The 12013-nt window shown below is 45.3% G+C and carries 13 protein-coding genes; 2 read left to right on the top strand and 11 right to left on the bottom strand.

Annotated features, from left to right (window positions below; all coding sequences use genetic code 11):
- Positions 1 to 102 precede the first annotated feature (102 nt).
- A complete protein-coding gene (locus ABV001_RS08735) occupies positions 103 to 612 on the top strand; it encodes a low molecular weight protein-tyrosine-phosphatase (protein ID WP_352422441.1) in 510 nt (169 codons plus the stop codon).
- Positions 613 to 670: 58 nt separating this feature from the next.
- Here ABV001_RS08735 and ABV001_RS08730 read toward each other — a convergent pair whose 3' ends face one another.
- The 11 genes from ABV001_RS08730 to ABV001_RS08680 all read right to left on the bottom strand — a co-directional run bounded on the left by ABV001_RS08730 (position 671) and on the right by ABV001_RS08680 (position 11013).
- A complete protein-coding gene (locus ABV001_RS08730; protein WP_352422440.1) occupies positions 671 to 1078 on the bottom strand; it encodes a DUF4332 domain-containing protein in 408 nt (135 codons plus the stop codon).
- Positions 1079 to 1195: 117 nt separating this feature from the next.
- A complete protein-coding gene (locus tag ABV001_RS08725) occupies positions 1196 to 2131 on the bottom strand; it encodes a ribose-phosphate pyrophosphokinase (RefSeq protein WP_352422439.1) in 936 nt (311 codons plus the stop codon).
- 244 nt (positions 2132 to 2375) lie between these two features.
- Complete coding sequence (locus ABV001_RS08720) at positions 2376 to 4067, bottom strand: alpha-amylase family protein (RefSeq protein ID WP_352422438.1); 1692 nt, start codon at positions 4065 to 4067, stop codon at positions 2376 to 2378.
- Complete coding sequence (locus ABV001_RS08715) at positions 4064 to 4978, bottom strand: patatin-like phospholipase family protein (RefSeq protein ID WP_352422437.1); 915 nt, start codon at positions 4976 to 4978, stop codon at positions 4064 to 4066. The genes ABV001_RS08720 and ABV001_RS08715 overlap by 4 nt, the downstream gene beginning before the upstream one ends.
- Positions 4979 to 5118: 140 nt before the next feature.
- Positions 5119 to 5595, bottom strand: coding sequence for a 2-amino-4-hydroxy-6-hydroxymethyldihydropteridine diphosphokinase (gene folK / locus ABV001_RS08710; protein WP_352422436.1), 477 nt, complete (start codon positions 5593 to 5595; stop codon positions 5119 to 5121).
- 1 nt (position 5596) lies between these two features.
- Entirely contained in the window at positions 5597 to 6649 is a 1053-nt protein-coding gene (gene queA / locus ABV001_RS08705) for a tRNA preQ1(34) S-adenosylmethionine ribosyltransferase-isomerase QueA (protein WP_352422435.1), read from the bottom strand.
- 19 nt (positions 6650 to 6668) lie between these two features.
- Positions 6669 to 7361, bottom strand: a complete 693-nt coding sequence (gene truB / locus ABV001_RS08700) for a tRNA pseudouridine(55) synthase TruB (RefSeq protein WP_352422434.1) — start codon at positions 7359 to 7361, stop codon at positions 6669 to 6671.
- 5 nt (positions 7362 to 7366) lie between these two features.
- Positions 7367 to 8251, bottom strand: coding sequence for an undecaprenyl-diphosphate phosphatase (locus tag ABV001_RS08695; protein ID WP_352422433.1), 885 nt, complete (start codon positions 8249 to 8251; stop codon positions 7367 to 7369).
- 32 nt (positions 8252 to 8283) lie between these two features.
- The gene (locus ABV001_RS08690; RefSeq protein WP_323425802.1) at positions 8284 to 8532 is read right to left on the bottom strand and encodes a DUF3098 domain-containing protein; all 249 of its coding nucleotides are present in this window, start codon (positions 8530 to 8532) and stop codon (positions 8284 to 8286) included.
- A 15-nt stretch (positions 8533 to 8547) separates the two neighbouring features.
- On the bottom strand, positions 8548 to 9426 hold the full coding sequence (locus tag ABV001_RS08685) for a cell division protein FtsX (protein WP_352422432.1): 879 nt from the start codon (positions 9424 to 9426) through the stop codon (positions 8548 to 8550).
- 150 nt (positions 9427 to 9576) lie between these two features.
- Complete coding sequence (locus ABV001_RS08680; protein ID WP_352422510.1) at positions 9577 to 11013, bottom strand: CCA tRNA nucleotidyltransferase; 1437 nt, start codon at positions 11011 to 11013, stop codon at positions 9577 to 9579.
- A 180-nt stretch (positions 11014 to 11193) separates the two neighbouring features.
- Here ABV001_RS08680 and ABV001_RS08675 point away from each other — a divergent pair, with 180 nt between their 5' ends.
- Positions 11194 to 12012, top strand: a complete 819-nt coding sequence (locus tag ABV001_RS08675; protein WP_352422431.1) for a hypothetical protein — start codon at positions 11194 to 11196, stop codon at positions 12010 to 12012.
- The last annotated feature ends 1 nt before the right edge of the window (position 12013 follow it).

Here is a 12013-nt window from a genome sequence, read left to right as displayed (position 1 = left end):
CAAAGATAATCAAATAATCAGAAATATATTTTTTGTACTTCACTAAAATTCCATTATCTTTGCGGATATTGTTAAGGTTATAAAAAATCTGCTTTAAAAATAATGATGGCTTCTACAGAGGGAAAGAAAAAAAAGATACGCCTGCTTTTTGTTTGTCTGGGGAATATCTGCCGTTCACCGGCTGCCGAAGGCATTATGGCAACTGTTGTGAAGAAGCACGACCTTCAGGATATAATTGAAGTGGATTCTGCCGGCACGTCGGGATGGCATGAAGGTGAACTTCCTGATGAGCGTATGCGGCTTCATGGTGAAAGAAGAGGTTATAATTTCGATAGTCCCGCCCGTAAATTCAGGAAGTCCGATTTCGATGATTTCGATTATATCCTCGTGATGGACAGGCAGAATTTCTCTACCGTAAGGTCATTGGCAACGGGCAAGGAACAGACAGATAAGATCCATATGATGACGGAATTCTCACGACAGTACACGCATCATGATCATGTTCCCGATCCTTATTACGGTGGCACGTCGGGGTTCGAACTCGTACTCGACCTGCTGGAGGATGCCTGCGAAGGGTTGTTGCAAGCCATCAAAAGGAAATACGGCCTTTAAATTTAAATATAAAAAAAACGGCCGATCTCTCAGCCGTTTTCCTCTATTCTTTTTCGAATTAATAAGTCATTTTTGGCTCTATTTTTCCGGCCTCTTCAATCATACCGGCGAGTTGGTCCGGTGATGGCAGACGACGAACCAGTTTTTTCGCTTCGTTTACTTCCTGTATTTTAGCATACAGGTTTTCAGCCTTCCGGTTGCGAAGCTCTTTTACCGTATCTACCCCGGCAGCTTCCAACAGTTCTGAAAATTGCGGGCCGACACCGTTAATACGGAAAAGGTCCGCGTGATTGGTCCATTTCAAGATTAATTTCTCATTGATACCTGTGTCTTTGGCCAATGCGGCACGACCGGATTTGGCAGCACATTTCCCAAGTAATCCTTCCGGACTGATGATACCGGCTGCCCTCAACTTCTCTCCGTAAACGGAGCCAATTCCTTCAATTTCTTCAATTTTGTAAGCCATATAAATAATTTATAAGTTAATATTAGGTGATTCTTCCCCAAATATAGATACTTTGGTAGATATGCACGCCTCCGATTGGGGGATTTCAGCAAATGTGTGGAAAAAATACCTACTATTTTATACTATGTACAGCGAACTGATGGATTCGTTGTTGCATACCCGCATAATGGAGTCGGCAAACATGTCGGCGACGGAAAGGATTTTTACTTTTTCCGATTTTTGGGAATAAGGGATGCTGTCGGTAAATATGATCTCTGTCAGTTTCGACTGGTCCACTCTCATTGAAGCGGGATCAGACATCACAGCGTGGCTGGCAATCGCCCTCACCGAATTGGCCCCGTTTTCCATGATCAGGTCGGCCGCCTTGGTGATGGTACCGGCAGTATCTACAATATCGTCGATAAGCAGTACATCCATACCTTGTACATCACCGATAATCTGCATATCCGATATTTCGTTGGCTTTCTTCCTGAGTTTATAACAGATCACCATCGGGCAACCAAGAAATTTGGAGTAGGCGCTGGCACGTTTGGTACCGCCCACATCGGGAGTAGCGATCACCATATTGCTCAGGTCGAGTTGTTTGATATGCTCAATGAAGACGCCGGAGGCATAAAGGTGATCCACGGGTACATTAAAAAAGCCCTGGATCTGATCGGCATGCAGGTCCATGGTAATCAATCGACTGATCCCGGCGGCGGCCAGCATATCGGCAATCAGTTTTGCCCCTATGCTCACACGGGGCTTGTCTTTTCTATCCTGTCTGGCCCATCCAAAATAAGGAATTACCGCCACGATGGATTTGGCTGATGCACGTTTTGCCGCATCAATCATCAGTAACAGCTCCATCAGATTGTCGGAATTGGGGAAAGTGGATTGAATAAGGAACACCTGCTTTCCACGAATCGACTCTTCATACGAAACGGCAAACTCCCCGTCGGCAAAGTGTTCAATGATCATGTTACCCAGCGGGCAACACAAACTGTTACATACCTTTTCTGCAAAGTAACGTGACTTGGTACCCGAAAAGATTTTAAATGGTTTCTCCTGCATTATTATAGATAGTTTTCTGAAAAATAATTATTTGGATCTTGATGTATTTTCTTCTCTCTAAAATCTGAATACTGAAAGCACCGGCAAAAGTACGAAAAATAATGTAGAAAAAGTAGTATATCCTCCATAAAAACCGACAACAACAAACAGCCTCAATTGGGTTTCGAGTAAGCCGAAACGAACTGTAAGCCCTATTAAAAAACAATGATAAACAGCCTAGCCTGCTATATCCGCTCTTTCCACTCTAATAGACAATCCTGTAGATTTCTCCGGAATAAGGATCAAGTGAAATCCGGAATGGAAAACCAGATGAGAAGGATAACTCTTTATTTTCTACATGAAGCAGGGGCTTCAGCATTCCTTTTCCGGTGTCAGCAATTTCAAAGAATGTGAAAGCATGCTCCGGAATTTGGATGGTACATTCCCGCACCCTGTTATCAAAATTAGCTACCACCAGCAGTAGATCTTTTTTATCACCTCTGAAAAAAGCAAACAGACGGGTGGAGTCGAATTCCTGGTTGTCATAATTGGCCGGCATGAGATCGTAGAAAAGCCCGTCTGCAAGGGCTGCTTCTCCGTTGCAAAGCGTGATCAGCCGACGGTAGAATTCCTGCAATTCCTTCTCTTCCCCGGTGAGTTGTGACTTATCCCATAGCCCGTTGTTATTCCATCGCCGCAAGGTATCCACCGACCAATAGTCGAAGATAGTGGTGCGTCCGTCCCTCCCGCTAAAGCCCTCTTCGTCCATTCCTTTTTCGCCCAGTTCCTGTCCGGCATACACCATCACCGGATTGGTACCCACGCAACAGGAAACGATCATGGCGGCCTTTCCTTTAGTTCCCTCTTTCATGAAAAAGTCGGATGCTACCCGTTGTTCATCATGATTCTCCATGAAGTTGAGCATCCTGTGCTGAATATCACCTACATCATTTAAAGCGAAGGTGATATCGGAAGAAGGCCTGTAACCGCAGGAGACATCGCGCAACGTATCATATAGTCCCACTTTATCGTAAAGATAGTCGAAGGTGTTATCCGCTAGAAAATTGCGGTATGCCGATGGATTATATATCTCTGCCAGGAATATAATCCCCGGGAATTTATCCTTTACCTGTGGAATTGCCCACCGCCAGAATGCCAGCGGCACCATCTCGGCCATATCGCACCGGAAGCCATCCACATCCTTTTCTGCCCAGTAAAGGAGTATATTCCTCATCTTTACCCATGTATCGGGGATGGGATTAAAATGACCTTGTTTCCCGTTCAGGTAGTCCACCCCATAGTTGAGTTTCACCGTTTCATACCAGTCGAACCGGGTGGGCTTGTGCGAAAAACAGTCATTACCTGTAGCTTTCGCGGGAATTTCATTGTATGCCGGTCCGGTTGTCCTTTTTAGGGGGGATTCTATCTCTAATGCCTGACCGGGGATATAGTAGAAGTTGTTTCGGGGTGAGAATGCCTGTGAGGTATTATCTCCTTCTCCAAAGTCTTTTACTCCTTCCGGTTTGCAAACGGAGTGGTAATTTCTCGCTACGTGGTTAGGTATATTATCGATGATCACCTTCAGGCCGGCAGCATGTGTACGCCGGATCAATGCCTCGAATTCCACCATCCTGCCCGGAACATCTACTGCGAGGTCGGGGTCCACGTCATAATAATCCCTTACCGCATACGGTGATCCTGCTTTTCCTTTGATGATCTCCGGATATTCGGCCGGCAGCCCGTAGGCCGTATAATTGGAGGTAGAAGCATGCGCCAATACCCCGATATACCAGACATGGGTATAACCGCTTGCTTTTATCTTTTGTAAAACGGTATCGGAGATATCATTGAATTTTCCTGTTCCGTTCTCTTCAAGGGAGCCATTGATTTTATTGGTGGATATACTATTGCCGAATAACCTGGGCAATAACTGGTAGATAAACAGTTTCTGGTTCATGGGATGTTTGGGTTTTTGGTGATACCTGCTGTCTTTGGTTGTAGCACATCATTCTGTTCCCTGAGCTTTTGAAGGTACCCGTGTACTTTTTTGGTCAAAGCATAGTGCCTGTGACATTTTCTAACTATTTCCCACGATTCCTTTTCACTCATTTTCACCACGCTATAATGGTATCCAGCCTCCATGATCTTTAGCTGGTTTTGCAGGTCGAACATGGAATATCTTTCAATCCCCTGGGTCTCGATGAGTATATCGCAATATGCTTTATCGATGAGCGTATTGGAATTGGACATCAAATTAAAAGTACGTTCCAGCATCCTGCGGATATTATTTTTTTCCGGAGCCGGCAGGATCAGCGATACATTCACCCCAATTACATACTTGCATTTTTTCCGGATGACCGAAACAGGGAAATTTTTCAGCAATCCTCCATCCACATAAGGCACATCATGGATCATCTGGGGATGGAAGATGATGGGAACGGAGCAGGAGGCAACTACCGCGTCCACCAGATCATCTCCATTGGAGAAAGTGACAGTGGTAGCCCGGTCCCAGTCTGTGGTGACCACATGGAAAGGTATTTGGAGTTCCTCAAAACTTTTCGCCCTGAGATTTTTCTTCAGAAAATTATGTAATCCGGTGCTTTTGAAAAAACCGGTAGTGGGTAAGGTGAGTTCAACAAACTCACGGAATTCTTTTTTGTGGAAGAGCTCCACGATCTCATCGGGATGGTAGCCGTCGGCATAAAAAACGCCGGCGAGCGCTCCTGCACTGGTACCCGCGATCACATCGGGTTTCAGTCCGCATTTTTCCAACACTTTCAATGCCCCTAAATGTGCAAATCCTTTGGCTCCGCCTCCACTGAGGGCATAACCTAAAAAATGATCGTAACCTTTGCTGAAGATGGCCATGGCTTTTATCTCCTTTCTAATGTTTCGTACTACAAATATGGCACTTTTTTTCGACTATTCCACCAGAAAATCACTATTCTTACATCCTCCCCATCCCCCGTCTCTTCGTCTCCCCCGTCTCTTCGTCTCCCACTCTATCTCTATACGCCCAACCCCTCTCTTATTTCACGGATACTTTTCCCCAATACCGGGTGAATAACGTCGGGTGCAATTTCGTATAGGGGTTCAACTACGAAAGAACGGGTATGAAAGCGCGGATGTGGAATGGTCAGTTCCGGCGTGTCGATTATGGTATCCCCGGCTAATATTAGGTCGATGTCTATTCTCCTGTCGGCATATTGTCCGTTTATGCTTTTTTCAGTCCTTCCGATCTCTTTTTCAATATCTTGTGTAATTGCGAATAGTCTTTGTATTTCAATATTAGTTGCTACTTCGCAAACACAATTAACAAATATATTCTCAGATTGAAATCCCACCGGCGCTGTCAAATGAAAAGCGGAAAGGGAAGTAATATTCCCTATCCGCTCTTCTATCTTGTCCAAAGCCTCTTCTATATTTTTTTGCTTATCCCCGAGATTGGAACCCAACGCTAAATACACTATATTCGTTTCAGCCATATCAGTCTACAATCAGCATAGCATCGCCGTATGCTCCGAAGGCATATTTCTCCTTGATAGCCACTTCATAGGCACTCATCACCTTTTCGTAGCCACCGAAGGCGCAAGCCATCATCAATAATGTGGAATAGGGCAGATGGAAATTGGTGATCAGACTGTTTGTAAGCGTGAAATCATAGGGAGGAAAAATGAACTTGTTGGTCCACCCGTCCCGTGGTTTCAGGTGTCCGTCGGTACTGACGGTCGTCTCTACCGCGCGGAGCACGGATGTGCCGACCGCACAGATATTTCTCTCCTCGTCTTTGGCCTTGTTCACCTTGTCGCACAACTCCTCGTTAATGATCATCTGTTCCGATTCCATCTTATGCTTGGTCAGGTCCTCCACGTCGATCATGCGGTATGCGCCCAATCCGTTATGAAGAGTGAGATAGCCGAAATCGATATCCCGGATCTCCATCCTTTTCATCAACTCGCGGCTGAAATGCAGGCCGGCGGCAGGCGCCACCACTGCCCCCTCCTTCTGGGCGAATATATTCTGGTATCTATCCACATCCTCGGGTTCGGCATTGCGTTCCAGGTACTCCGGAATAGGTGTCTCCCCTATCGAAAACAACTGGTTCTTGAATTCGTCGTAAGGCCCGTCGTACAGAAAACGCAATGTACGGCCTCGTGAGGTGGTATTATCGATTACCTCCGCCACCAGTTCTTCATTTTCTCCAAAATATAATTTGTTGCCAATACGTATCTTACGTGCCGGATTGACAAGCACATCCCACAGGTGCTGGTCGGGATTCAATTCCCTTAATAGAAATACCTCTATCTTGGCACCGGTTTTCTCTTTGTTTCCGAATAACCGTGCCGGGAAGACCTTGGTGTCGTTGAAAATAAAGAAATCTCCTTTATTGAAATAATCAAGTATTTCTTTGAAGGTTTTGTGTTCCAGTTGATCCGATTTCTTATGGACAACCAGTAACCGGGACTCATCACGATGGGCCGCTGGGTATTTCGCAATAAGCTCTTCCGGCAAATTGAATTTAAATTGAGAAAGCTTCATAAGTTAAAAAAATCCTGTATCAATTATATTTTATCTGTTCTAAAAACCGATCCATATCATCCATCGTCAGACAGTCATCCACTGTTATATCCCCCACTTTTGTACGCCGTAAACCGGTAAGGTGCGCACCCGTATGCAGCGCCGTCCCGATATCCCTGGCCAACGCTCTTATATAGGTGCCCTTACTACATACCACACGGATGGTGATATCCGGCATATTATAAGAAATCAATTCGATATTATCTATAACCAATAATTTGGGTTTTAGTTCAATATCTTTATTTTTTCTGGCCAATTCATAAGCTCTTTTTCCATCCACCTTGACCGCCGAAAAAACGGGTGGCACCTGTTCTATGGTACCTGTGAAACGCTGAAGCACTTCCTCCACCATTTCCCTGGAGATATGGACAGTAGGATATTCGGCATCAACCGCCGTTTCGAGATCGAACGAAGGGGTGGTCGCCCCGAGCCGCACCTGTGCAATGTATTCTTTTGTCCCGGCTTGTAAACTCTCTATAAGCTTTGTTTTCTTACCGGTACAAAGAATCATCACGCCTGTTGCCAGCGGGTCAAGTGTTCCCGCATGTCCTACCTTCAGTTTCTTGATTCCTAATCTCCGGCATAACTTGGCACGCACTACGCCCACCACCCTGAAGGAAGTCCAGTGCAGCGGTTTGTCGATATACAGAATTTCTCCTTCGATAAAATCCATGTCTTTTACACCATACTTAGTCCTACACCCGACAAAATCAATACAAGCAACAGGGTGCCTACGATAATGCGATATATCCCAAATGCCTTGAATCCGTAGCGGGTGAGAAAATCAATAAAAAAACGGATGGCCAGAATCGCCACTACGAATGCTACTACATTCCCGATAACGAGCAACAGCGAGTTCTCTTTCAACATCGCGGCATTAATGGGATCTTTCAGCAATTGATAAAGCTTATACCCTGCCGCTGCGGCCATGGTAGGCACGGCCAGAAAAAATGAGAACTCGGCGGCATTCTTACGGGTGAGTCCGGTGGTCATCCCCCCTACGATGGTAGCCATGGATCGAGATACGCCGGGGATCATCGCGATACACTGGAAAAAGCCTATCTTAAGCGCCCTCCTCCATCCCATTGACTGTTCCTGAGAGGGTTTGTTGAACCATTTGTCCACGAATAACATAAAAATCCCGCCCAGCACAAGCATCACCGCCACTACAGTGACATTCTCCAGCAACGCGTCGATCTGGTCGCCGAGGAGTAATCCTATGACACCGGCCGGGACGACAGCAATAAATAGTTTCCAGTAGAAATCGAATTTGTGGATGAACCGGATAAGGTAAGTCCATCCTTTTTTCCCGGCAGACATGCCATGCACCGCTTCTTTGTCAAAAACAACGATCGGGTTCAGGCGGAAAAACCGTTTCCAGTAGAGAACTACTACCGATAAAATAGCACCGAACTGGATGATCACCGTAAATGCTTTTACAAAATCGGAACTCTCCATTCCCAGCAATGCCTGGGTGATGATCATGTGTCCGGTGGATGATACGGGAAGGAACTCTGTGAGCCCCTCTACGATGGCAATAATGATTGCTTCTAATATGCTCATGTTACTCTGTTTTGCAGTATCCGGCAATGGGATTATTTTCCGGTCGTACTGCTTTTATCTTTCGAGGGATAGAGAATGCCAACTACCATCAGTACAAAACCGGCAAGGCAAACGATAGGGGCTAATTTTATGCGTCTGGCGCTGAAAATATCGGATTCAAACCCACCTTCGAGGGTGGTGGCCGGTCCTGTCATTAACAGAAAACCGGCAATGATAAGAAGAAGGGCAATGCCACAGATAATCAGGTTCGTTTTACTTAAAGCAATACTTTTTTGAGACATATTGTGTGATAGTTTTTAAACATAATATAACTGGTCCGACCTCATTTTTACGTATCTGTTTACTGCAAAGGCAGTAGCTATAGTGGAGATAATTACTCCCAGCAGGATCACGATTGAGAATATGATAATCAATTCCGTTGAACTGATAATAGACTGTATTTCAGTATACTCTCTGCCAAAATAGGTAATGATGCCAAAGATAATCAGGTCTGCAATAATCCCCGCGATAATGCCCGTGAAAATATTATTTACCACGAACGGCTTTCTAATGAAACGGCCGGTAGCGCCCACCAGTTTCATCGTATTAATGAGGAACCGTTTCGAGTAGACACTCAGACGAATAGTATTGCGGATGAGTGTGAAGGATATCAATAACAGGACGGCGGCAAGAATCAGTAATACCGTTGTCACTTTCGATAGATTATCATTGATCAGATCGATGGCTTCCTGCTGGTAGAGCAGGTCCGTGACGTTGGTGTTCTGCCGGATCATATTGCTGATAACCGCGATGCTGTCGCTGTTGGCATATTCCGAATGGAGAAAGATTTCGATGCAGTCCTGCGCCGGGTTATATCCCAACAGTTCCTCCGGGTCGTCACCCAGATCTTTGATGAGTTGTTCCTTGGCCTCCTCCTTGCTGATAAACCGTGATGATTTGACAAACGGCTGTGCGTCCAGATTTTTCCTGATCTTGGTTATCCCGGCATCTGTCACCTCCGAAGAGAGCATCACGTTAAAACTCATGTTCTCCTTCACAAACCTGGACAATCCGTTCCCCATGAAAAGGATCAGTATGGTAATTCCCAGCAGCACCAATACTAACGAAATACTGATGGTGGACGTGATCTTCGCGTTCCAAAACCGCGCTGCGGACACCTTTTTTTTGCCAGTCATACGAGTTACAGATAGTGAGTGCAAAAATGCAGAAAGGACACTTTTTCCAAATAAACTGCAAAGTAATAAAAATTATCGCAGAAAAAGGAGTGAATGTGAAATATTAAGGTCTTTTCACTAACATGGATTTCACAATTCACTTTTCATTCTTCACTTTTCATTTTTCACTTTCAATCCCATCTCTTCCGCTTTCTTCAGCATAAACCCGAATGCTGCTTCCCGTTCGTTGGGAATTTCCCCTTCCAGGATTGCCTCCTTGATGGCCGATTTCAGCAAACCTATCTCCCTGCATTGCGGAAGGCCGAATATCTCCATGATCTCGTTGCCATCCACCGGAGGCTGGAAATTACGTACCCGGTCTTTCTCCTCGATTTCCTGTAATTTTCGGCGCACAATCTTGAAGTTATTCAGGAAGCGTCGTACCTTTTCAGGATTTTTCGATGTAATATCCGCTTCGCAAAGAGTCATCAGATCATCTATGTCGTCTCCGGCATCAAAAAGCAGGCGACGTACGGCTGAATCGGTCACCTCCTCCTCTACCAGTTGCATGGGGCGCATATGGAGTGACACCATCTTCTGGACATACTTCATCTTTTCATTCAGAGGCAACTTCAACCGCTTGAATATCCTGGGAACCATCTTCTCACCTATATAATTATGGTTGTGGAATGTCCATCCCAGCTTGGCATCCCACCTTTTGGTCACGGGCTTGGCTATGTCATGAAGAAGTGCCGACCAGCGTAGCCAGAGGTTGTCTGTCTGCCGCGAGATATTATCCAGCACCGTGAGTGTATGGTAAAAATTGTCCTTATGCCCCACCCCGTCTTTGGTCTCAGCTCCTTTCAATGCCGTTAATTCAGGAAAGATGATATCGAGCAGGCCTGTTTTTTCAAGCAGTATAAATCCGATGGATGGTTTGGGCGACAAAATGATTTTATTCAGCTCTTCGGTCACGCGTTCCATCGAGAGGATCCCTATACGATCCTTGTTTCGTGAGATAGCATCGAATGTATCGGGGTAGATGTCAAACCCCAGTTGGGAAGCAAACCGGACGGCACGCATCATCCGCAAGGGATCGTCGCTGAAAGTGATATCCGGATCCAGCGGGGTGCGGATAATCAGGTCTTTCAGGTCCTGTATCCCGTTAAAAGGGTCTAACAATTCTCCATACCGGTCTCCGTTCAGGCAGAAGGCCATGGCATTGATAGTGAAGTCGCGCCGTTTCTGGTCGTCCTCCAAGGTACCGTCCTCCACGATAGGCTTACGGGAGTCTAACCGGTAAGACTCTTTTCTGGCACCTACAAATTCAATCTCATACGCCTTGTATTTTATTTGTGCCGTACCAAAATTTTTGAAAATCGAAATTCTGCTTTTCTTTCCCAGTTTTTCCGCTACCGCCCTGGCCAATTCAATTCCCTGGCCGACAGCCACTATGTCGATATCGTTTGAGGGGCGGTAAAGAAAAAAATCACGTACATAACCGCCGATAAGGTAACACTCAAGTGCCATCTCATCGGCAGTTTCGGAAATCAACCTGAATATCTTTTTATCTAAATGTGTCAGTATCTCTTTCTGGGATATCTCCATTATATATATGGTTTTACGGACAGCCAAAGTGCCTACATGACAGTCCATTATCTGTTATGAATTGCAAAATTACAATAATTGTGCTTTAAAACCGCCTTTAAAAGGAATATATTCGTAATTTTGTAAAGTGTAAACAGGTCGGGGGATATTCTCCCGCATGCATAAAATGCTATTATCGAAATGCGTTTTTCTACTAAAACCACAGTGCTGTTCCTCTCTTCACTACTCCTGATTTCCTGTTCGGGAAATAAAGGAGCCAAGGAGTATCTTTCCGATGCCGGAAAGGCGTATCAGGAGGGTAATTACTCTTTGGCTAAGTTGAAGATTGACAGCATTAAAATTCTTTATCCTAAATCTTTTGATGAGATCAATGCCGGGTTTGAGCTCATGCAGGTAATACGCATGGCTGAAAACAGGAGAAACATTGTGTATTGTGATTCCATGCTTCGGGAAAAATATACGGAACTCAATGGGATGCTTACCCGGTTCGATTATATACGGGATGAGCGGTACCAGGAGTTCGGCGATTATTATCCCAAGTCCTACCCCTATCAATCCTCTTTAAACCAAAATGGTATCCGCTCCGGTGTGCGTGAGAAAGGAGTGCTCTTTATAGAAAGTATACTTTCCGGGAGCGCCATCAAGCATAACAAGGTAAAGGTAAGTACCAGGGATGGCAACTTTGCGGAAACGCTTGTTGTCTCTTCCGATGGACTCAATTACCGGTTTAATACACTTGATAAATCCTATGAGATTGTCCGTTATAGCGGAAACAGTGAAAACGGGGTTGCGAGTTTTATCTATACCTTCCGTGACCAGCCGGTCTCCCTTCAGTTTATCGGCAACCGTACCATTACTGTCACCATGACCCCTGCCGCCAAGAAAGGTGTCAGCGATTCCTTTGAACTTTCCTCCCTCCTGCTGGATATCGAGCAACTAAAATTAGAAAAAGAGAAAAGCGAAGCATTGATCAGGTATTTAGAGAGCAAGAAACCGTAGC

Source organism: Proteiniphilum sp. (genome assembly GCF_040307845.1).
Taxonomy (GTDB): Bacteria; Bacteroidota; Bacteroidia; order Bacteroidales; family Dysgonomonadaceae; genus Proteiniphilum.
This window is presented reverse-complemented; position numbering and strand designations above follow the sequence as displayed.